We start from the raw sequence: 21,454 nt of genomic DNA on the forward strand, positions 1-21,454 counted from the left end.
GGAAACGCTGCGATACTGACGCCCACGATCGTCTCCACCCACCGTGGGAGTCAGAACATGCAAACCGCAGTCGGATTCATCGGCCTCGGCGTGATGGGCACGCCGATGGCGCTCAATCTCGCGCGGGCCGGCACGCCGCTCGTCGTATGGAGCCGGTCGCACGGCAGCGACGATGCGTTGCGCGACGCCGGCGCACGCGTGGCCGAGCACGCCGACGACGTGTTCGCCGCCTGCTCCACCGTGATCCTGATGCTCGCGAACGACGCGGCGATCGACGCCGTTCTCGCGCGCGGCACGCCCGGTTTCGCTACCCGTGTCGGCGGGCACACCATCGTGAACATGGGCACGAACGCACCCGGGTATTCGCGCGCGCTGGCCGATGAAATCGCCGCCGCGTCGGGGCGCTACGTCGAAGCGCCGGTGTCGGGTTCGCGCAAGCCGGCCGAAGCCGGTCAACTCGTCGTGATGCTCGCCGGCGCGCCGGACGACGTCGACGCCGTCCGCGCGCTCGTGAAGCCGCTGTGCCGCGACAGCTTCGTGTGCGGCGACGTACCGTCGGCGCTGACGATGAAGCTCGCCGTGAACCTGTTCCTCATCACGATGGTCACCGGCCTGACCGAAGCCACACATTTCGCGCAAAGCCACGGTATCGATCTCGCCCGCTTCGCCGACGTGCTGAACGCGGGACCGATGGCGAGCGACGTGTCGCGCGTGAAACTCGGCAAACTCGTCGCGGCGGATTTCTCGGTGCAGGCCGCGATCACCGACGTGCTGAAAAATGCGCGCCTCGTCGCGGAATCCGCACGCGGCGCCAACATCGCGTCGCCGCTGCTCGACATCTGCCACGCGCTTTACGGCGAGACCGAGCGGGCCGGACATGGTGCGGACGACATGGTCGCCGTGATCCGCGCGATCGAGCAGCGCACGCACGACGCGCGGTGAATCGTCACCGGCCGCCCTCTCGACCACGCGCACGCATCGATCCGTCATGTCCGACTCGCCCCGCTCCCCGACCGGCATCATCGCCGCCGTACGCCCCGTTCCCGCCGTGATCGGCATCGTCCTGCGGGAACGCGACGTGCTGCTGGTGCGCCGCGCCAATCCGCCCGATGCGGGCTGCTGGGGCTTTCCTGGCGGCAAGATCGAAGCAGGCGAATCGATTGCGAACGCGATCGTGCGCGAGATCGTGGAAGAGACGACCGTCGACGTCGAGGCACTCGACGTCTTTACCGCGCTGGATGCCTTCGATTACGATGCTGGCGGCAACGTGCACCAGCATTTCGTCATGGTCGCGGTGCTGTGCAACTGGTTGCGCGGCACACCTGCTGCCGGCGACGATGCGCTCGACGCGCGCTGGTTCGATCTCGCCGAGCTCGACCGCGACGATTTGCCGATGAGCGCGGGCGTTCGCGACGTCGCGCGACGAGCGATCGAGCGTGCCGCCAGCCTCGGCGACGCACGGCGTCCGGCCATTCCCTGAAACGGCGCCGTCTGCCCGCATCCCTTGCGAGCGGCCCGATCGCGGCCATGACGGTGTCGGCGGGCCGCCGACCTTCAAACTACAAATCAAGACAGGTCAAACCATGATCAGAATTCGCAAGTCCACCGAGGCCGACGGCGCACGCGTGCTGGATATCTGGCGCAACGCGGTCGACGCGACGCATCACTTCCTGAGCGACGACGACCGTCGCGCGATCGAATCCGAAGTGGTCGGGTTCCTGCCCGGTGCGCCGCTCGATCTCGCCGTCGACGAGGCCGACCATGCGATCGGCTTCATGCTGCTCGACGGCAGTCACATGGAAGCCTTGTTCGTCGATCCCGCGCACCATGGGGCAGGCGTCGGGCGCCTGCTCGTGGAAGACGCACTCACGCGTCATCCCGACCTGTCGACCGACGTCAACGAGCAGAACGAATCGGCAGCGCGATTCTATGAACGGCTCGGCTTCGAGCGCTGCGGGCGCTCGGCGCTCGATGGACAAGGACGGCCGTATCCGCTGATCCACCTGCGCCATCGCGCGGCACCGCCCTCGTCGCCACGGCACGCGTAACCCACCTGGCCTGAGAGGGATATCGCGCCGCCCGCCACGTCACCCGCGCCGGGCACGCGAATGCGGCTGCGTACTACCGCGTCCGCGCCACGCATGCCGCGCACGCACCGGTACGTGTGCCAGATGGCGCGTCATGGGCGACGCATCGGCAGCACGCGTTCGACCATTGAAAAAGCACGCTGCACGAAGCCGTTGAACCGGTCGGCGTCGCGCCGCAGCCCTGACTGCTGCCCACCGATCAGGCACAAGTGCACGGCCTGCCCGACGATCTCGGCCTCGCCCGGCGTGCGCACCAGCCGGCGCGACGTGTCGATCGCAAACGCGAGCCGCGCCGCGTCGACACGCTGCTGGCATTCCGCGACCAGCGGATCGTGCAATGCCCAGGCACGGATCGCGATTTCACGCCCTGGCCGTTTCTCGGCGGCAATGCGCAGGTAGCGCAACAGCGTGTCCCCGGCACCGTGGCCCTCCGCCGCATACGCCAGCATGCGCACGGTGTAGTCGTCCTCCCACGCGGTCAGCAGCGTCCTGACGAAGTCCTCGCGATTGCGAAAGTGGTGATAGAACGATCCGCGCGTCACGTTCAGCCGACGCGCGAGGCTCTCGGCCGAAATCCCCACATACCCCTCTCCGTCGAGGGCGTCGAAGCCCGCGGCAATCCAGTCATTTCGCGTCAGTGTGCTCATCGTCTTCGCCATACAGGCTGTGTATGGTGCGGCATGGACAGATAGGCTGCGCACTCTATCACGGCCGCCGCCGCTTCCGGCAGCGCGCCATTACGTAAGGAGTCCGCCTTGAAAGACATCGCGCTCGTCGCATTCGACCGGTTCACCGATATCGACCTGTTCCTGATGTGGGACATTCTCGGTCGCAACAGCAAGGACTGGCGCGTCCGGATCCTGGGCGCGCAGCCGGTGCTGCATTCCGCCCAGGGTCTGGCGATCCCGACGCACGGCCCGCTCGCCGACGCCAATCGCGCCGACGCGGTCCTGTTTTCGAGCGGCAAGGAAGGCGTACCGGCCGCGCTCGCCGATCCTGATTTCCTGCCGTCGTTCGATCTCGATCCCGAACGCCAGCTTGTCGGGTCGATCTGCGGCGGCGCCTTCATTCTCGAACGGCTCGGGCTGCTACCGCAGCGCCGCGCGACGACGCACCCCGAAGCGCGGCAGGGTTTGCAGGCAGTCGGGCTGCAAGTGATGGACCAGCCGCTGGTGTGTCACGGCAACGTCGCGACCGCGGGCGGATGCCTTGCGTCGCTCTACCTGACGGGATGGCTGGTCGAATCGATGTTCGATGCGGACAAGCGGCGCGAGACGCTGCTGCCCGTGCTGCCAGCCGGGCAACGGGAGATTTTCGAAGCGCTGATCGAGTTCAGTCTCGGGCAGGGTGCGGGACACGCCACGGGCCCGATCCGGATCGGCGAAGGCGGAAACGGGCTTGCGGCATGACGCGCGGGTCGAGGGGCTGCCGCTAGCCTGCACCCTTCTGCATCGTCGCGCCTCGTGCGTCCTGCCAGGCCAACGGCGAATCGGGACGCATTCGCGGGCGATCCCAGGCATCGATCGGATCGGCTTGCGCCGCACGGACGGTTGTTTGCCGGGCTGAACGAGTCCGTCGTGGGCCGGGAAATGCTAACCTCTCGGCCTCTCTGAACGACACCGCGTGAAGCAACAGGATTCGACCATGCAAACCGTTGCGGTACTGGACTTCGAAACAACCGGACTTTCGCCGAACCTGGGTGATCGTGCGACCGAAATCGCCGTCATCCTCCTCCGCGACGGACAAGTCGTCGATCGTTTCCAGAGCCTGATGAATGCAGGCAGACGCATACCGTCGGACGTCGTCGCGCTGACCGGCATCACGAACGAGATGATCGCATCGGCGCCGCCGGCATCGAAAGTCATGAAGGAAGCGGCTGCGTTCGTCGGCAAACACGCGGTCGTCGCCCACAACGCCGGTTTCGACAAACGGTTCTGGCAGGCGGAACTCGGGCTGCTTGGCATGACGGCCGAGCATGCCTTTGCCTGCACGATGCTCGTGGCGCGGCGCATTTACCCGGACGCGCTGAGTCATCGCCTGTCGAGCCTCGCGGACATGCTGCGATTGCCGAAATCGGGACGGGCGCACCGGGCGATGGTCGATGCCGAAATGGCCAGCCACCTGTGGTGCAGGCTGCAGCAGGACATTGCCCGGACTTACGGGCTGGATCGTATCGATCACGCGCTCATGACACGTGTCCAGGCAACGGCGAAGGCGAAAGTGCCGATATACCTGCGCTCGCTCGCGGGCGCGCATGCGTGAGAATCGGTCGACGGCCGCAGGCGATCGCTGTCGGGCACATGACGGATTGCCGCATCACGCGTGCCACGCGACGTTTCATGACTCGGGCAGCATGTGAGCGCAAAACGGCTTGGGAATCTCCCGACACGAATTGAAAAAAGGCCATGCAGTCGCATGGCCTTGGTCAACTATTGCCGCAGGTACTGAAAAATCGTTATCAGGTGCCTCAGGCGAAAACGGCATTCAGCGTTGCAAGAATTGCGGTCTGGCTGCCCCCTGCCAACGGAACCGTCACCGTAGATCCACTGAAGCCGACCACGCTTTGTCCGGCCGGAGCAGACTGTACGAAACCATTCCGGGTGGTTGAGCCGGCCATACTGCCGAACGGGCCATAAGTGGCTCCGCTTTTCCCGGTCAACGTGAGTTGCAAAACACATTGCCAGCCGTACCACACGCCCGTGTAGCCGGAAATGGACACGATCGGATCGTCAAGCGGAATATTGATGACCTGGGCAGTCCCGCTGTTTCCGCCGTGTTGCAACAAGGTAAATATTCCGGTTCCCGTTCCCTGGGTGCCGGTGTTATATGGCCCCGTCCCGGTATTGACGGCCTGAACCGCGTTGAGTACGTCGCCTGACCGGATCGTCATTCGGGTAAGGTTGGGATTACCTGCGGCGCTGATAATCGGTGTGTCGTCGAAGGCGTTGCTGGTGGGCGGATTTCCGAGTTGATCGAGAATCATGAACTGCGCCTGCTCGAACTGGAAGTTTCCCGAATTGAAGCGCCAGACAAAAATATCCTGATAATCGTACCGCGTACCCCCGGAAGAAAAACCTTCCGAAACCATGCTCCAGACCTGTTGCGCACTGGCATTGGGGGCTGAATTTCCCGGTTCGAACTGAGCGCCATAGCCAATCCTGGACGGCGATATGCCGGCATCAAGAAAATCCGATAGCGGCGTGCCGTCGTAGAATTGCGGAGAGACAAAATCGAACTGACTATTGACCGTAGCGTAATCAATCGAACTGGTCGGCCATGCGGGCGTGAATGACAGATAATATTTCACCGGTTGACGATCGAATTCGGCGCGAATTGCAGAGAACAGAATCTGAAACTGCGTTCGCGTCATTTTATCGGAAACATCACCTTCCCAATCGATATCCAGGCCATTCATTCCATTATTCTGGAGATATGTCACCAGATTATTCGCAAAGTTGGCCGCCTGTGTTTGCGGATCTCCTCCTCCCGAGAAAACCGCCGCCAATGTATTGGTGCCGGAATACACCATCGTCGCCAGAAATTTAATTCCAGGATTCACCTGACGCGCGTCACGGAGTACAAAATTCAAATAGTCCTGATTGGTCAGCCCACCCGAATGCGACGCGTTGCCGATCTGGATCGTGGAACCCTGTGCGGCGGGAACGACCTCGAAAAAAGCAATGCCAAGAAAATTTGCACTGTCGTAAACCTTGCAATCGATCAGCGATTGATAGCAACTTTCTGGGCTGTTGTAGTTGGTTTTTGGCGGTTCGTCTTCGTTCAAGAAAATCCACGCATTGATGCCGTTTTGTAGGTTTGCCATTTTTCTTTCCTGTGACGTAGCGTTTTTTGGCGGTGGCGCGCGACGCTGCAACTACAGTAGAAGGCCACCAAATACCACGGCCAATTGACCATGGCGCATCGGCAATGCGGTCACGCCCGGAGACGACACAGCCCCGCAATGAACCAAGGCGTTCCACGTTGCTGAAGACCATTATAGGAAGTGGCAAAAGATAAAACGGTGCCAACTGCGCGAAAAAATATCGATCCTTTGGAGAAACACGCGACACCAATTCGACGACAAAATCCCTGTCGAGCGCAACAATGCACTTTCGGATTCGCCATTCCGGCTTCATTACGCCAACTGGCGACGCATTCAGTGAAAAGCTTCGACACGGCGCGCGGCCGCCATCGTTTCTCTTCACTCAATAATGCGGGTAATCGTATCGAAGAAAGGAAATATGGCCGCCCGAGATACTGCGACATGCATGTCGTCGCGGTCGGCGATCTTGTACAGGGCTGTACGGGATTCAAGAGGATTGCGGAATGCGAATTCAGTGAGCCTCGTTTTTTGTTCTCGTGATTGGTACCGCTTTTACCGTTACCAATCACGAGTCCTCGATGTGCCCGCAAACCCGCACCGCGTCCCGCATTCCGGAAGGATTTTTACTGCCACGACTGAATCCCGTTGCCGGGAGATTATCGAGTCGCAATCGTGCATTCGGCTACTGCCCGCCCCACTGTCATTGGCAGCGCATACGCGGCGGGCAGTCTCCGGATTCGTAGAAACTTCGTTTCTACGTCAATGGCTTACAACCATGCGGATCGCAACGAAAACCCTGCAAGGTCCTGCGTAAGCCAATGATTCAAGAGGAGCTTTTTACCGCTCACTCCCACTCGATCGTCGCCGGCGGCTTGCCCGAGATGTCGTACACGACCCGGTTGATCCCGCGCACCTCGTTGATGATCCGGTTCGACGCGCGGCCGAGCAGCGCGTACGGCAGGTGCGCCCAGTGTGCGGTCATGAAGTCGGTCGTCTGCACGGCGCGCAGCGACGTCACGTAGTCATACGTGCGGCCATCGCCCATCACGCCCACCGACTTGACCGGCAGAAACACCGCGAACGCCTGGCTCGTCAGGTCGTACCAGGTCTTGCCGACATCGGCTTCGCCGCACAGGCCGGCAGCCGCATCCTGCGCGGTCGCGGTCGTGTTGCGCAGTTCCTCGATGAAGATCGCGTCCGCGCGGCGCAGCAGGTCCGCGTATTCGCGCTTCACTTCGCCGAGAATCCGCACGCCGAGGCCCGGGCCCGGGAACGGATGGCGGTACACCATCTCCGGCGGCAGGCCGAGTGCGACACCCAGCTCGCGCACTTCGTCCTTGAACAGGTCGCGCAGCGGCTCGAGCAGCTTCAGGCCGAGCGTTTCCGGCAGACCGCCGACGTTGTGGTGGCTCTTGATCGTGGTCGCCTTCTTCGTCTTCGTGCCGCCCGATTCGACCACGTCCGGGTAGATCGTGCCCTGCGCGAGCCACTTCGCCTTCGACAGCTTCTTCGCCTCGGCCTGGAACACCTCGACGAACTCGCGGCCGATGATCTTGCGCTTCGCTTCCGGATCGGTCACGCCGGCCAGGTGGCCGAGGAACTGCTCGGATGCGTCGACGTGCACGACCTTCGCATGCAGGCGGCCTTCGAACATGTCGAGCACCATCTTGCCTTCGTTGAGGCGCAGCAGGCCGTGGTCGACGAACACGCAGGTCAACTGATCGCCGATCGCGCGATGGATCAGCGCGGCTGCGACGCTCGAATCGACACCGCCCGACAGGCCGAGAATCACTTCCTCGTCACCGACCTGCTCGCGGATCTTCGCGACGGCTTCCTCGATGTGATTCTTCATGATCCAGTCGGGCTTCGCGCCGGCGATCTGCAGCACGAAGCGCTCGATGATCTGGCGGCCCTTCACCGTATGCGTGACTTCCGGGTGGAACTGCACCGCGTAGTACCCGCGTGCCTCGTCGGCCATGCCGGCGATCGGGCAGCTCGGCGTCGACGCCATCAGCGCGAAGCCCGGCGGCAGCTCGGCCACCTTGTCGCCGTGGCTCATCCAGACCTTCAGCATCCCGTGGCCTTCGTCGGTCTTGAAATCCTCGATGCCGTCGAGCAGGCGCGTATGGCCGTGCGCGCGCATTTCCGCGTAACCGAATTCGCGGTGGTCGCTCCACTCGACCTTGCCGCCGAGCTGCACGGCCATCGTCTGCATGCCGTAGCAGATGCCGAGCACCGGCACGCCGAGATCCCACACGGCCTGCGGCGCGCGCAGCTGGTGGTCTTCGTACGTGCTCGCGTGGCTGCCCGACAGGATCACCGCCTTCGGCGCGAATTCGCGGACGAAGTCGTCGGACACGTCGTTCGGATGGATTTCGCAGTAGACGTGCGCTTCACGCACGCGGCGCGCGATCAGTTGGGTGACTTGCGAACCGAAGTCGAGAATCAGGATTTTGTCGTGCATGGCTGCGGACGGGATGAAGAGAATAAGAAAAGCAGCGCATCGTTTGCATCATGCGCTGCGTCACAAGCAAGGACAGCGGCGTCGGGCGGAAGGCAGCACGCGCGACGCATGGCCGGTCAATCCTGCATCGGCGGGCGCTCGTCGAGTGCGACGGTGCCTGACGACGATTGGCCGGATGCGGCGGATGACGATGCGGCGGCCGGCGACGGCGCCGCGGGGCGGCTGACGACGGGTTCGACACGCTGCGGCGCGGCCGACGACGCTTGCGCCATCGCAGGCTCGTCCGGACGCGGCGCCGGCGCGCGCGCCTCGAGCGCCTGCGCTTTTTCGCGCCGGCGCACGGCCGATGCGAGCCGCACGCCGCCGAGACCGAGCACGATCAGTGCGACACCCGCCACGGCCGACAGCACCCTGCCGGCGGCGGCGAGCGCGGGACCGCTGCCGGTGCCGATCGACCAGACGATCGTCAGCGCGCCGGTCAGCCAGTACACATGGCCGACCGCGCGCGCGACGGGCGCGGTGAGATCCCCGTTGAACGCTGCATGAAACGCGAGCCACGCGAGCCCGAGCAACGCGATGCCGAACGCCTGGCCGAGCATCGCCGGCTGGACGTTCGCGAGCTGCAGCGCGTTGAAGAGCGACTGCCAGGGCGTCAGCACGAACAGCACGCCGAACGCCAGCAGCAGCACGGCATCGATGATCAGCACGGCTCGCAGCAGCGGTTTCATCGGCGATCAGTCCACGTGGTAGTTCGGCGCTTCCTTCGTGATCTGCACGTCGTGCACGTGCGACTCGCGCATGCCTGCCGCGGTGATCTGGACGAATTCAGCCTTGTCGTGCAGCTCGTCGATCGTGCGGCAGCCGCAGTAGCCCATGCTGGCGCGCACACCGCCGACCAGCTGGAACAGGATCGCGTTGACCGAACCCTTGTACGCGACACGGCCTTCGATGCCTTCCGGCACGAGCTTATCGATGTTCGCCGAGTTGTCCTGGAAGTAGCGGTCCGCCGCGCCGTCCTTCATCGCACCGACCGAACCCATGCCGCGATACGACTTGTACTGGCGGCCCTGATACAGGAACACGTCGCCCGGCGCCTCTTCGGTGCCCGCGAGCATGCTGCCCATCATCACCGCGTTCGCGCCGGCCGCGAGGGCCTTCGACACGTCGCCCGAGAAGCGCACGCCGCCGTCGGCGATGCACGGCACGCCCGTGCCCTTCAGCGCTTCCGCGACGTTCGCGATCGCGCTGATCTGCGGCACGCCGACACCGGCGACGATCCGCGTCGTGCAGATCGAACCCGGGCCGATACCGACCTTGACCGCGTCCGCGCCGTATTCGACGAGCGCCTTCGCGGCGGCGGCCGTCGCGATGTTGCCGCCGATCACTTCGACGTGCGGGAAGTTCTGCTTGACCCAGCGAACGCGCTCGAGCACGCCCTTGCTGTGACCGTGCGCGGTATCGACCACGATCACGTCGACGCCGGCCTGCACCAGCAGCTCGACGCGCTCTTCGTTGTCCGGGCCGACGCCGACCGCCGCGCCTGCGCGCAGCTTGCCGTGTTCGTCCTTGCACGCATCCGGGTGCTCGGTCTGCTTCGTGATGTCCTTGACGGTCATCAGGCCGCGCAGTTCGAACGCGTCGTTGACGACCAGCACGCGCTCGAGGCGGTGGCTGTGCATCAGCGCCTTCGCTTCGGCGAGCGGCGTGCCTTCCTTGACCGTGACGAGGCGCTCGCGCGGCGTCATGATCGACTTGACCGGCTCATCGAGGCGCGTTTCGAAACGCAGGTCGCGGTTCGTGACGATGCCGACGAGCTGCGGGCCTTCGACGACCGGGAAGCCCGAGATGCCATGCTGGCGCGACAGCGCGATCACGTCGCGCACCTTCATTTGCGGCGGCACCGTGATCGGATCGCGGACGACACCCGATTCGAAACGCTTGACCTTCGCGACTTCGCGGGCCTGCTCGGCCGGCGTGAGGTTCTTGTGGACGATACCGACGCCACCCTGCTGGGCCATCGCGATCGCGAGGCGACCTTCGGTGACCGTGTCCATCGCGGCGGACACGAGCGGCATGTTCAGGGAGATGTTGCGGGTCAGCTTGGTCTTGAGGCTGGTGTCGCGCGGGAGAACGTCGGAGAAGGCGGGAACGAGGAGCACGTCATCGAAAGTGAGTGCTTTTTGGATCAGACGCATGGCAAATCCTATGGGCGCAAAAGCGAATTATACGCGAAGCGCCGTGAATTTTCACAACACGAACAACGGCTTAGCCGGTTTCGGCCGTTCGGGGGCCGAATCGTTCGGTTCGCCGTTCGGTTCGTTTTCGATCGTCTTTCGTTTCACCGCCGCATCGAGCCATTCGCGCAACGGGCGGCAATATGGCCCATCGGCCTGTTGCAAACGGGCCACGCAGCCGAAGCAGCCACGGCGAAGCAAGGCCAGGCAACGTGTCGAATCGGCCTGCCTACCCTGAGTTATAGCAGCCCGGCCGCGCGCGCGATCATCGCGATGCCGCCGCCGACCGCCACGCAACCGGCGATCCGCTCGACACGCCCGCCGGGCGGCGCGAGGCGCTCGGCGGTGAGCGCGACCGTCACGGCGGCCATCACGCGCAGGTCCATCATGCCGGCCGCCAGCGCGATCGCCATCAGGTTCCCGCAACAGGCGCCGCAGTGCATGGCGCCCCGCACGCCGTGCCACCATGCCGCACCGGCAACTGCCGACGACCGGTGTGCGTCGCCTGCCGCATGCCGGCAGCACGCCAGCCGCCGGGCCTTCCACGCGGAAAATTGCAGCATGCCCGCAACCGACACGACCGCGCCGGCCGCAAACGGCAGCGCGCGGGCAAGCGCCGGCAGCCGTGCGGCGGCGGCCGTCAGCGCGGCGCCAGCCGGAAACACGAGCGCCCCGAGCGCCATCCACACCGCGAAGTACCCGGCGCCCGCCACGACGACGAGCCAGGCGGAACGCGCCGTCGCCATCGGGCCGATGCGCTGCCGGTATCGCCAGAGCATCGGCGCCAGCACCGGCAGCATCATCGTCACCGTCATCGCGCCCCACATTCCGGCGAACGCCCCGAATGCGCGTCCGGCGCTTCGGCCGCACGGCTGCAGCCATGCGGCCGAAGCCATCCAGCCGCCGGCCATCGGTTCGCGGCCCATCGCGGCCATCGACGCATGCTGCGCCACGGTCGCGAGCGCGGCAACGGCGAACACGGCCACGAGCGCCGCGCCGAAGGCTCGCGGATCGGGGCCTGCGTCGCGGGCCGGCGGCCGCGCCATCGCCCGCCCCAGCCGCCCCCGCCCGTCGCCGGCGCCCTCAGCCGCGTGCGTACTCGTCATGACGGCGCCACCACGGGCCGGCCTCGTTGCGTCCGCGCGGCGCGCGATCGAGCCACTGGTACATCCCCCACAGCCCGTCGAGCCCGCGCGCATAGGTGGAGTACGTGTGATAAACGGCGCCGTCCTCGCGCACGAACGCGCTCATCCCCGGCCGGTCGAGCGAATACGTGAGCGCGTCGGTGCCGCACGTCGCAGCGAACTGCACGACGGGTGCCGGCGGCGGATCCATGTCCATCGCATGGCCGGCCAGCGCGTAGTTGTATTCGACGGCGCCCGCGCGCTGCTGCGTTTCGGTGAACGACACATTGAAGTCGAAGTTGAAATCGCTGCCGACCGACGACGCCCACGGGAAGCGCCACCCCATCCGCTGCCGGTAAGCGAGGAGTGTCGCGAGCGGCGCACGCGACACGGCGGCGAGCGTCACGTCGTGGTTCGCCAGGTGCACGGCGAAGCCGTCGAAACCGTCGGCGAGCGCCGAACACGACGGGCAGCCTGCCTTGTAGTCGGGGCCGAACATGAAGTGATAGACGAGCAGTTGCGAACGGCCGCGAAACAGGTCGCCAAGCGTGGCCTGCCCGTCTTCGGTGTCGAACCGGTAGGTCTTGTCGATGCGTACCCAGGGCAGCGCCTGGCGCCGCCGCGCGAGTTCGTCGCTTTGCCGCGTCAGCGCCTTTTCCGCGTCGAGCAGCGCGCGCCGCGCGGCCAGCCATTCGTCGCGCGTTCCGGTGAGATGGGTCGTCATTGCGGGTTCCTCCTTCCGATGGGTAGCCGGGCACGGCGTCCGGTGCCGTGTGCGTGGTGCTAGATTAGTGGCGGGCATCGGGCCGGAGGGAGTGACAAGTGTGTCGGGATTCGGATGGATTCGCTGATCACGGCGGCCGCGCGCGCGCTCGCGGCCGGTGACGCGCTCGGCGCGCTGAACCGCGTCGCGCTGCGCGACGACGCGCCGGCGCTCGCGCTGCGCGGGATCGCGATGGCGCAGCTCGGCGATTTCGAACGCGCGCGCACACTCGTGCGCGGCGCCGCACGCGCGTTCGGCACCCGGGAGGCCGTGGCGCGTGCGCGCTGCGTCGTCGCGGAAGCGGAGATCGCGCTCGCATCGCGCGACTTGCGCTGGCCGACACGCGCGCTCGATGCCGCCTGTGCGACGCTCGACGCACACGGTGACCGCGCGAACGCCGCGCACGCGCGCTATCTCGGCGTGCGCCGGCTGCTGCTGGTCGGCCAGCTCGACGACGCCGAACGGATGCTCGCGAATCTCGATCCCGCACCGCTGCCGGCTGCATCGCGCGCCGCCCATGAGCTGATCGCGGCCGGCATCGCGATGCGCCGCATCCGCACGCAGGCGGCCCGCGCGGCGCTCGTGCGGGCGCGCGCGGCGGCCCGCGACGCCGGCATCGCCGCGCTGACGGCCGAAATCGACACCGCGGCACGCGTGCTCGACGCACCGGCCGCGCGCCTCATCGTGCGCGGCACGTCGCGGCTCGTGCAGCTCGACGAAGTCGAGACGCTGTTCGCGTCGAACGCACTCGTCGTCGACGCGTGCCGCCACACGGTACGCGACGCGCGCACGACCGTGTCGCTCGCGCGGCGGCCCGTGCTGTTCGTGCTCGCCCGCGCGCTCGGCGAGGCGTGGCCGGCCGACGTGTCGCGAAACGCGCTCGTCGCGGCCGCGTTCCGCGCGAAACACGCGGACGAATCGCATCGCGCGCGCCTGCGCGTCGAGATCGGCCGGTTGCGCGCGGTGCTGCGGCCGCTCGCAAACATCGTCGCGACGCCGCGCGGCTTTGCGCTCGAACCGCTCGGCGTACGCGAGACCGTCGTCCTCGCGCGCCCGGTCGACGATCGTCACGCAGCCGTGCTCGCTCTCCTCGCCGATGGCGAAGCATGGTCGAGCTCCGCGCTGGCGCTGGCCCTCGGCGCGAGCCAGCGCACCGTGCAGCGCGCGCTCGACGTGCTCGCCGAAGCCGACAAGGTCCAGGCGCTCGGCCGCGGCCGCGCGCGCCGCTGGATGACGCCGCCGCTGCCCGGTTTCGCGACGACCTTGTTACTCCCTGCCCCGCTGCCGGGAGATTAGGATGACCTCACCGAACGACGAGGTGACGAACATGAAACGCTCCAGTGCAGAGATCCTTCGCGAATACGGCCCGTTTCCCGGCGTCGACGGCGTACACGGCGTCACGTTCGACGGGAAATACGTGTGGTACGCGTCCGGCGACAAGCTGAATGCGCTCGACCCGGAGCGCGGCACGACCGTCCGCTCGATCGACGTCGCCGCGCATGCGGGCACGGCTTTCGACGGCCGCCACCTGTACCAGATCGTCGAGGACCGCATCGAGAAGATCGACCCCGAATCGGGCCGCGTGCTCGCGACGATTCCCGCTCCCGGCGGCGGCGGCGATTCGGGGCTGGCATGGGCCGAAGGCGCGCTGTGGGTCGGCCAGTACCGCGATCGCAAGATTCATCAGGTGGATCCGCAGTCGGGCGCCGTGCTGCGCACGATCGAGTCGAACCGCTTCGTCACCGGCGTGACGTGGGTCGACGGAGAGCTGTGGCACGGCACCTGGGAAGCCGATCAGGCCGACTTGCGGCACATCGATCCGCGCACGGGCCGGGTGCTCGAGCAGATCGACATGCCGGCCGGCGTCGGTGTGTCGGGGCTCGAATCCGACGGCCACGACCGCTTCTACTGCGGCGGCGGCAACAGCGGCACGCTGCGCGCCGTGCGGCGGCCCGCGCGGGTGCGGGCACCGGGCGGCGGTGCGGCGGCGCCCGATCCGGCTGACGACTGACCCGCCGCCTGCCGCGATCGCTGCTGCGCGCGGCGCGCCCACCCACCGGCCTGCCCCGAGTGCAGGAATGAACAAGACGACGCTGCGACGGCGTCGCTAAGATGCGCGCTCATCAGTCACGTGTTCGGAGCAGTCGATGCAGCGCGGTGTGGTCTATGGTGTCCTGGCAGGCGCCCTGTGGGGCATGGTGTTTCTCGTTCCGCGGCTGCTGACCGACTTCTCGCCGCTGCTGCTGAGCGCCGGCCGCTATGCGATGTACGGTCTCGTGTCGCTCGCGGCCGCGCTGCCGGCGGCCCGCTCGCTGCTCGCGCGCCTGACCCGCGAGGATCTCGTCGCGCTGGTCAGGCTCGCCGTCATCGGCAACGTCGCGTACTACATGCTGCTGTCCGGTGCGGTGCACCTGATCGGCATCGCACCCAGCTCCCTGATCGTCGGCGTGCTGCCCGTCACGGTGACGCTCGCAGGCCTCGGCGACCACGGCGCCGTGCCGTTGCGCCGGCTCGCCGCCCCGCTGGCGCTGGTGATCGCGGGCATCGTCTGCATCAACGTCGACCTGTTCACGTCCGAGGCCGCACATGCGACGACGCTCGGCCAGAAACTCGCCGGCATCGCCTGCGCGGCGGGCGCGCTCGCGAGCTGGACCTGGTATGCGGTCGCGAACGCACGTTATCTGCAGCGCCATCATCGTTTCGGCGGCAACGAGTGGTCGGTCTTGTGGGGTGTCGTGACGGGCCTGATCGGCGGGCTCGTCTGGATCGCGATCCTCGCGCTGCCGGCCGGCACGTTCCAGGAAGCGGTGCCCGCGTCGCGCTGGCAGTTGTTCTGGCTGCTGAACCTCGTGCTCGCGATCGGTGCGTCGTGGCTCGGCAACGGGCTGTGGAATGCGGCGTCGAAGCGGCTGCCCCTCACGCTGTCGGGCCAGCTGATCGTGTTCGAAACCGTATTCGCGATGCTTTACGCGTTCGTGTACGACCAGCGGATGCCGCATGCGCTCGAGATCGCCGCGCTGGTGCTGCTGCTCGCCGGCGTCTATGGATCGGTGCGCCGGCATGGCGACACGCCCGCCAGCGGCGGGACGGCGGGAAGCACGCCGGCAAACGCGAATGCCGCAGCCCACTGAACGCCGCGGCGTTTGCTCAGACGAATCGAGTTGAAGGACGCGGATCGCTCCGCGTCAGCGCGCGTCCTTGTGCATCCACTTGCGGCCCTCGATGGAGCCGTCGCGGCGCGACTTGTCGACGCGCCGCTGGCGCGCGAGTTTCGGATCGACGATCAACGGGCGGTAGATCTCGACGCGGTCATGGTCGGCGAGCAGCGTGTCGAGCGGCGCAAGCTTCCCGTACACGCCCGTCTTCGCGTTCGCGAGATCGATTTCCGGGTGCAGCGCGAGCACGCCGCTCGCATCGATCGCCGAACGAACGGTCGCCCCTTCGGGGAGCGACAGCGGAATCAGCGTCTGGCGATCCGGCAGCGCGTAACAGACTTCGATCGACAGCATCGCGTCACCCCTTCCCGTAGCGCTGGTCGGCGCGCTTCACGAACGAATCGACGAACGTGTTCGCGATGTGGCTGAACACCGGCCCGATGATCTTCTCGAGCAGGATGTTCGAGAACTCGTAGTGCAGCGCGAATTCGATCTTGCACGCATCGGCACGCAGCGCCGTGAAGCGCCACGAGCCCGTGAACTTCTTGAACGGGCCGTCCGTGAACTCCATGTCGATCCGCGTCGGGCGCTGCTGCGTGTTGCGCGTCGCGAAGTGCTGCTTGATGCCCTTGAAGTTGATGTCGATGCGCGCTTCCATCCCGCTCTCGTCTTGACGGCGAACCTCGACACCGCCGCACCAGGGCAGGAAATTGGGGTAATCGGCCACGTCGGTGACGAGGTCGAACATCTGTTCCGCCGAATGACGGATCAATACGGTTTTCTGGACATCTGCCATAAATCGCGCGGCATCGCTCAAGGTGAGAACGCAAGCCGGGCGATTCCCGCCCTGCTTTGCTAAAATCGTGATTTTAAACGAGTTGGCCCGATCCTTTCATGAGCATCATCGACAACAGGAAAGCGCACTTCGATTATCACATCGAGGAACGCTACGAAGCGGGGCTCGTGCTTGAGGGCTGGGAAGTCAAGGCGCTGCGCGCCGGGCGCGGCCAGATCAAGGAAGGCTACGTCGTGGTGAAGAACGCCGAGATCTTCCTGATCGGTACCCATATCAGCCCGCTGCCCGAAGCCTCGACGCACATCAAGCCCGACCCGGTTCGCACGCGCAAGCTGCTGCTGCACCGCGAGGAAATCAAGAAGCTGATCGGCAAGGTCGAGCAGCGCGGCTACACGCTCGTGCCGCTGAACTTCCACTACAAGGGCGGTCGCGTGAAGTGCGACATCGCGCTCGCAAAGGGCAAGAAGCTGCACGACAAGCGCGAAACCGAGAAGAAGCGCGACTGGGAACGCGAAAAGGCACGCATCATGCGCGCCGGCACCTGACGCGCGACGCACCCCGCAAACGACACGGCCCGCTCGAAGCGGGCCGTGTTGCTTTGGACTACGTGAATCGCCGATGCCGGCTGTGCGGCGGCGGCTGAGGCGGCTTTCGGCACGCCATGCCGCCTGCGACGGCCGAAGAAAGGTGCCGCGGGCATCATCCGCGCCCCGACTGCGCGACGATTCGCCGCACACCGATCGTAGGCGGCGTGCCCTTCGCACACCGCGTGCGTCCGACTCAGGCCTTCCCGCCCGAGGCCGCCCCCGCGTTCTTGACGATCGTCAGCGCCGACGAGATCGCAGTGCCGAGATCCGACAGGTTCGACGGCACGATCAGCGTGTTGCCCTGCTTCGCGAGATTCGAGAACGCCCCGACATACTGTTCGGCGACCTTCAGGTTCACCGCATCCATCCCGCCCTGCGACTGGATCGCGTTCGCGATCTTCTGGATCGCCTGCGCGTTCGCCTCGGCCACCGCCAGAATCGCAGCGGCCTCGCCCTGCGCCTGGTTGATCGCAGCCTGGCGCTCGCCTTCGGATTTCTGGATCGCCGCTTCGCGCGCGCCCGACGCGAGGTTGATCTGCTCCTGCTTGCGGCCTTCGGATGCGGCGATCAGCGCGCGCTTTTCACGCTCCGCGGTGATCTGCGCCTGCATCGCGTGCAGGATTTCCTTCGGCGGCGTCAGGTCCTTGATCTCGTAACGCAGCACCTTCACGCCCCAGTTCGCCGCGGCCTGGTCGAGCGCCGACACGATGTTGTGGTTGATGAAGTCGCGCTCCTCGAACGTCTTGTCGAGTTCGAGCTTGCCGACCACCGAACGCAAGGTCGTTTGCGCGAGCTGCGTGATCGCGAGCACGAAGTTGCTCGACCCGTAAGACGCCTTCATCGGATCGGTCACCTGGAAGTACAGCACGCCGTCGACCTGCAGCTGCGTGTTGTCGCGCGTGATACAGACCTGGCTCGGCACGTCGAGCGGGATTTCCTTCAGCACGTGCCGGTACGCGATGCGATCGACGAACGGCAGCACGATATTCAGGCCGGGCGACAGCGTCGCGTGATAGCGCCCGAAGCGCTCGAGCACCCACGCATGCTGCTGCGGCACGATCTTCACCGTCTTCGACACGATCACGATCGCAATGACGAGCAGGACAACCCAGATGATCAGCGAATCCATGAAATATTCCCTCCTTGTTGTATCGGCGGACGATCAGCCCGCGGGTTTCGCCACGACCACGAGACAATTGCCGCGCACGGCACTCACCTGATACACATGCGCATCGTCGCGCTCGCCGTTCGCGAGCTCGACGTCCCAGTCGGCACCGCGATACTGCACGCGCGCACGGCCGTCGCGCCACGCATCGACCGTAACGGTCGAGCCGATGTCGAGATTGACGTCCGGATTCGTCGACGTGTCGCGCTTCTGCTTGCGGCCGAGCCCCGAGCGGCGCAGCGCGATCATCGCGACGATCGCGACCGCGGCCGCCGCACCGAACTGCACGTGCGGTGCGAAACCAGCCAGTTGCAGCAAGCCGCCCGCGAGAAAGCCGAGTGCGATCATCAGCAGGTAGAACGTGCCCGTCAGCAGTTCGGCCACGACCAGCACGCCCACCGCGACCCACCAGAACAGATGCCCCGACATCATTTTGGCCTCCAGAAAAACGCCCCCGATACTCACTATATTCGCTGCCGCGAGCGGAGGCGACCGGCACGCCCGGATCGGCACGTTGCGTACCGACAAATAAAAACACCCCGGTGCGTACCGGGGTGTTTATAACACGAACCTTGCATTTTGCCTTCAACGAAAGCGCGGCGGCACCGCGCTTTCACCGAAGCGGCATCGCCGACCGTTACTTCCGGTTGGCAAGCGCCTGCCACGTATCGATGATCGTGTCGGGGTTCAGCGAGATCGACACGATGCCTTCGTCGGTCAGCCATTGCGCGAAGTCCGGATGATCGGACGGGCCCTGGCCGCAGATACCGACGTACTTGCCCATCTTGCGGCAGGTATCGATCGCGCGCTTCAGCAGGAACTTGACGGCCGGGTCACGTTCGTCGAAGTCGACAGCCAGCAGTTCCATGCCCGAATCGCGGTCAAGGCCGAGCGTGAGCTGCGTGAGGTCGTTCGAGCCGATCGAGAAACCGTCGAAGTGCTCCAGGAACTCTTCGGCGAGGATCGCGTTGGTCGGGACTTCGCACATCATCACGAGGCGCAGGCCGTTTTCGCCGCGCTTCAGGCCGAACTTCTCGAGCAGGCCGACGACACGCTCCGCCTGCTTCACGGTACGCACGAACGGCACCATGATCTCGACGTTGGTCAGGCCCATCTCGTCGCGCACGCGCTTCAGTGCACGGCATTCCATCTCGAACGCCTGCGCGAAATCTTCAGCGATGTAGCGCGATGCGCCGCGGAAACCCAGCATCGGGTTTTCCTCGTCCGGCTCGTAACGCGAACCGCCGATCAGCTTCTTGTACTCGTTCGACTTGAAGTCGGACAGACGCACGATCACGGGCTTCGGATAGAACGCCGCAGCGATCGTCGCGACACCTTCCGTCAGCTTGTCGACGTAGAACTGACGCGGCGATGCATGACCGCGCGCGACGCTCTCGACGGCCTTCTTCAGGTCCTGGTCGATGTTCGGGTACTCGAGGATCGCCTTCGGGTGAACGCCGATGTTGTTGTTGATGATGAACTCGAGACGCGCGAGACCCACGCCGCCGTTCGGCAGTTGCGAGAAGTCGAACGCGAGCTGCGGGTTGCCGACGTTCATCATGATCTTGACCGGGATTTCCGGCAGTTCGCCGCGCTGCACTTCCGTGACTTCCGTCTCGAGCAGGCCGTCGTAGATCTTGCCTTCGTCGCCTTCCGCGCACGACACGGTGACGAGCGCGCCGTCCTTCAGGACGTCGGTCGCATCGCCGCAGCCGACGACTGCCGGCACGCCGAGCTCACGCGCGATGATCGCCGCGTGGCAGGTCCGGCCGCCACGGTTCGTGACGATCGCGGCCGCACGCTTCATCACCGGCTCCCAGTTCGGGTCGGTCATGTCGGCCACCAGCACGTCGCCCGGCTGCACGCGTTCCATTTCCGACGGATCCTGGATCACGCGCACGGGGCCCGCGCCGATCTTCTGGCCGATCGCACGACCCGTCGCGAGCACCTGCGACTGGCCCTTCAGCTTGAAGCGCTGCTCGGCCTTGCCGGTTGCCTGGCTCTTCACGGTTTCCGGGCGTGCCTGCAGGATGAAGATCTTGCCGTCGCGGCCGTCCTTGCCCCACTCGATGTCCATCGGACGCTGATAGTGCTTCTCGATGATGACCGCGTACTTCGCCAGCTCGATCACGTCTTCGTCGGTGATCGAGTAGCGGTTGCGCTGTTCGTGCGGCACGTCGACCGTCTTCACGCGGCCCGGCTCGCCCGGCTGCGTGAATTCCATCTTGATCAGCTTCGAGCCGATCGAGCGGCGGATGATCGGGTACTTGTCCTGTGCGAGCGTCGTCTTGAACACGTAGAACTCGTCCGGGTTCACCGCGCCCTGCACGACGGTTTCGCCCAGGCCGTAGCTCGACGTGATGAACACGGCGTCCTTGAAGCCCGATTCGGTGTCGATCGTGAACATCACGCCGGCCGCGCCGACGTCCGAGCGAACCATGCGCTGCACACCGGCCGACAGCGCGACTTCCGCGTGCGTGAAGCCCTTGTGCACGCGGTACGAGATCGCGCGGTCGTTGTACAGCGACGCGAACACGTGCTTCATGCGGTCGAGCACGTCTTCGATGCCGACGACGTTCAGGTAAGACTCCTGCTGACCGGCGAACGATGCGTCGGGCAGGTCTTCCGCGGTAGCGGACGAGCGCACGGCGAACGACAGCTCGCCCGGCGAACTGTTCTTCAGGATGTCGAACTGCTCGCGGATTTCCTGCTCGAGACGTGCCTGCATCGGCGCATCGACGATCCACTTGCGGATTTCCGCACCAGCTTCGGCGAGCGCCTTCACGTCGTCGATGTCGAGCGACTCGAGACGCTTGGCGATGCGGTCGGTAAGGTCGTTGTGCTTGAGGAAATCGCGGAACGCGAGCGCGGTCGTGGCGAAACCGGTGGGTACGCGAACGCCTGCTTCGGAAAGCTGGCTGATCATTTCGCCAAGCGACGCATTCTTGCCGCCGACGATTTCCACATCGGTCATCCGCAACTGCTCGAACGGAATTACATACGCCTGGTCCTTTGCGACGTTTGCTGCGTTAGTCATACAAGCCCCTAAGTGTGAAAAAAATGCTCGATTGCGCAAGTGGGCTCGGACGCGGGCGCTTGCAAAAAGGCGCGGCGCGTCTTGCGCAACCTGTTGGAGAAACACTCGCAGCGGCGAAAATCTTCCGACCCGATTTGCAAAAATCCCGGCAGAAGGGCGATATTTGCAGACAAATCGCCAAACTTGCCGGGAATTATGGAATCGAGCGGCAAAGCCTGG

The 21,454-nt window shown here is 65.4% G+C and carries 22 protein-coding genes; 10 read left to right on the forward strand and 12 right to left on the reverse strand.

What is annotated here, in order from left to right; genetic code table 11:
* The first annotated feature begins 57 nt into the window (after nt 1-57).
* From ACTJLD_RS26700 to ACTJLD_RS26710, 3 genes are all read left to right on the forward strand, one after another.
* Nucleotides 58-942: an NAD(P)-dependent oxidoreductase gene (locus ACTJLD_RS26700; protein ID WP_027787118.1), complete on the forward strand. Its 885-nt coding sequence runs from the start codon at nt 58-60 to the stop codon at nt 940-942.
* 46 nt (nt 943-988) lie between these two features.
* Nucleotides 989-1,480 carry an NUDIX hydrolase gene (locus ACTJLD_RS26705; protein ID WP_060084373.1) on the forward strand — a complete coding sequence of 164 codons (492 nt, stop codon included), beginning with the start codon at nt 989-991 and terminating at the stop codon, nt 1,478-1,480.
* A 103-nt stretch (nt 1,481-1,583) separates the two neighbouring features.
* Nucleotides 1,584-2,048 carry an acetyltransferase gene (locus ACTJLD_RS26710; protein ID WP_060084316.1) on the forward strand — a complete coding sequence of 155 codons (465 nt, stop codon included), beginning with the start codon at nt 1,584-1,586 and terminating at the stop codon, nt 2,046-2,048.
* Between the two features lie 131 nt (nt 2,049-2,179).
* Here ACTJLD_RS26710 and ACTJLD_RS26715 read toward each other — a convergent pair whose 3' ends face one another.
* Entirely contained in the window at nt 2,180-2,746 is a 567-nt protein-coding gene (locus tag ACTJLD_RS26715) for a TetR/AcrR family transcriptional regulator (RefSeq protein WP_440659960.1), read from the reverse strand.
* 96 nt (nt 2,747-2,842) lie between these two features.
* Here ACTJLD_RS26715 and ACTJLD_RS26720 point away from each other — a divergent pair, with 96 nt between their 5' ends.
* Together ACTJLD_RS26720 and ACTJLD_RS26725 are read left to right on the forward strand one after the other, a co-directional pair.
* Nucleotides 2,843-3,496 carry a DJ-1/PfpI family protein gene (locus ACTJLD_RS26720; protein ID WP_440659961.1) on the forward strand — a complete coding sequence of 218 codons (654 nt, stop codon included), beginning with the start codon at nt 2,843-2,845 and terminating at the stop codon, nt 3,494-3,496.
* A 235-nt stretch (nt 3,497-3,731) separates the two neighbouring features.
* Nucleotides 3,732-4,349: a 3'-5' exonuclease gene (locus tag ACTJLD_RS26725; RefSeq protein WP_146252938.1), complete on the forward strand. Its 618-nt coding sequence runs from the start codon at nt 3,732-3,734 to the stop codon at nt 4,347-4,349.
* 205 nt (nt 4,350-4,554) lie between these two features.
* On the opposite strand, the gene ACTJLD_RS26730 is transcribed toward ACTJLD_RS26725, so the two are convergent.
* Nucleotides 4,555-5,910 (reverse strand): glycosyl hydrolase family 18 protein, encoded by a 1,356-nt coding sequence (locus ACTJLD_RS26730; RefSeq protein ID WP_177203620.1) that lies wholly within the window; start codon nt 5,908-5,910, stop codon nt 4,555-4,557.
* Nucleotides 5,911-6,090: 180 nt separating this feature from the next.
* On the opposite strand from ACTJLD_RS26730, the gene ACTJLD_RS26735 reads away from it, so the two are divergent.
* Nucleotides 6,091-6,450, forward strand: a complete 360-nt coding sequence (locus ACTJLD_RS26735) for a hypothetical protein (protein ID WP_440659962.1) — start codon at nt 6,091-6,093, stop codon at nt 6,448-6,450.
* A 304-nt stretch (nt 6,451-6,754) separates the two neighbouring features.
* On the opposite strand, the gene guaA is transcribed toward ACTJLD_RS26735, so the two are convergent.
* The 5 genes from guaA to ACTJLD_RS26760 form a co-directional block, all read right to left on the reverse strand.
* The gene (gene guaA / locus ACTJLD_RS26740; protein WP_027787108.1) at nt 6,755-8,374 is read right to left on the reverse strand and encodes a glutamine-hydrolyzing GMP synthase; all 1,620 of its coding nucleotides are present in this window, start codon (nt 8,372-8,374) and stop codon (nt 6,755-6,757) included.
* Between the two features lie 116 nt (nt 8,375-8,490).
* Nucleotides 8,491-9,102, reverse strand: a complete 612-nt coding sequence (locus tag ACTJLD_RS26745; protein WP_226156390.1) for an alkaline shock response membrane anchor protein AmaP — start codon at nt 9,100-9,102, stop codon at nt 8,491-8,493.
* Nucleotides 9,103-9,108: 6 nt separating this feature from the next.
* A complete protein-coding gene (guaB, locus tag ACTJLD_RS26750) occupies nt 9,109-10,569 on the reverse strand; it encodes an IMP dehydrogenase (RefSeq protein WP_027787106.1) in 1,461 nt (486 codons plus the stop codon).
* Between the two features lie 278 nt (nt 10,570-10,847).
* The gene (locus ACTJLD_RS26755) at nt 10,848-11,654 is read right to left on the reverse strand and encodes a copper chaperone (RefSeq protein WP_440660045.1); all 807 of its coding nucleotides are present in this window, start codon (nt 11,652-11,654) and stop codon (nt 10,848-10,850) included.
* A 37-nt stretch (nt 11,655-11,691) separates the two neighbouring features.
* Nucleotides 11,692-12,456 carry a DUF899 domain-containing protein gene (locus ACTJLD_RS26760; protein WP_175810408.1) on the reverse strand — a complete coding sequence of 255 codons (765 nt, stop codon included), beginning with the start codon at nt 12,454-12,456 and terminating at the stop codon, nt 11,692-11,694.
* Nucleotides 12,457-12,570: 114 nt separating this feature from the next.
* On the opposite strand from ACTJLD_RS26760, the gene ACTJLD_RS26765 reads away from it, so the two are divergent.
* The 3 genes from ACTJLD_RS26765 to ACTJLD_RS26775 all read left to right on the forward strand — a co-directional run bounded on the left by ACTJLD_RS26765 (nt 12,571) and on the right by ACTJLD_RS26775 (nt 15,626).
* The gene (locus ACTJLD_RS26765; RefSeq protein ID WP_440659964.1) at nt 12,571-13,791 is read left to right on the forward strand and encodes a helix-turn-helix domain-containing protein; all 1,221 of its coding nucleotides are present in this window, start codon (nt 12,571-12,573) and stop codon (nt 13,789-13,791) included.
* Between the two features lie 31 nt (nt 13,792-13,822).
* Nucleotides 13,823-14,506, forward strand: a complete 684-nt coding sequence (locus ACTJLD_RS26770; RefSeq protein WP_091921063.1) for a Vgb family protein — start codon at nt 13,823-13,825, stop codon at nt 14,504-14,506.
* 136 nt (nt 14,507-14,642) lie between these two features.
* Nucleotides 14,643-15,626, forward strand: a complete 984-nt coding sequence (locus ACTJLD_RS26775) for a DMT family transporter (protein ID WP_440659966.1) — start codon at nt 14,643-14,645, stop codon at nt 15,624-15,626.
* 54 nt (nt 15,627-15,680) lie between these two features.
* Here the strand turns inward: ACTJLD_RS26775 and ACTJLD_RS26780 are convergent, their stop codons facing one another.
* Together ACTJLD_RS26780 and ACTJLD_RS26785 are read right to left on the reverse strand one after the other, a co-directional pair.
* Nucleotides 15,681-16,004 (reverse strand): RnfH family protein, encoded by a 324-nt coding sequence (locus ACTJLD_RS26780; RefSeq protein ID WP_021159122.1) that lies wholly within the window; start codon nt 16,002-16,004, stop codon nt 15,681-15,683.
* A 4-nt stretch (nt 16,005-16,008) separates the two neighbouring features.
* Nucleotides 16,009-16,446, reverse strand: a complete 438-nt coding sequence (locus ACTJLD_RS26785) for a type II toxin-antitoxin system RatA family toxin (RefSeq protein ID WP_027787100.1) — start codon at nt 16,444-16,446, stop codon at nt 16,009-16,011.
* 98 nt (nt 16,447-16,544) lie between these two features.
* Here ACTJLD_RS26785 and smpB point away from each other — a divergent pair, with 98 nt between their 5' ends.
* Nucleotides 16,545-16,991 (forward strand): SsrA-binding protein SmpB, encoded by a 447-nt coding sequence (gene smpB, locus ACTJLD_RS26790; protein WP_006478511.1) that lies wholly within the window; start codon nt 16,545-16,547, stop codon nt 16,989-16,991.
* A 235-nt stretch (nt 16,992-17,226) separates the two neighbouring features.
* Here the strand turns inward: smpB and ACTJLD_RS26795 are convergent, their stop codons facing one another.
* The 3 genes from ACTJLD_RS26795 to ppsA all read right to left on the reverse strand — a co-directional run bounded on the left by ACTJLD_RS26795 (nt 17,227) and on the right by ppsA (nt 21,235).
* Nucleotides 17,227-18,162 carry an SPFH domain-containing protein gene (locus ACTJLD_RS26795; RefSeq protein ID WP_014896750.1) on the reverse strand — a complete coding sequence of 312 codons (936 nt, stop codon included), beginning with the start codon at nt 18,160-18,162 and terminating at the stop codon, nt 17,227-17,229.
* Nucleotides 18,163-18,195: 33 nt separating this feature from the next.
* Nucleotides 18,196-18,630 carry an NfeD family protein gene (locus ACTJLD_RS26800; RefSeq protein WP_027787099.1) on the reverse strand — a complete coding sequence of 145 codons (435 nt, stop codon included), beginning with the start codon at nt 18,628-18,630 and terminating at the stop codon, nt 18,196-18,198.
* 205 nt (nt 18,631-18,835) lie between these two features.
* Nucleotides 18,836-21,235 (reverse strand): phosphoenolpyruvate synthase, encoded by a 2,400-nt coding sequence (gene ppsA, locus ACTJLD_RS26805; protein ID WP_027787098.1) that lies wholly within the window; start codon nt 21,233-21,235, stop codon nt 18,836-18,838.
* Between the last annotated feature and the right edge of the window lie 219 nt (nt 21,236-21,454).

Source organism: Burkholderia sp. 22088, assembly GCF_052045915.1.
GTDB lineage: Bacteria > Pseudomonadota > Gammaproteobacteria > Burkholderiales > Burkholderiaceae > Burkholderia > Burkholderia cepacia.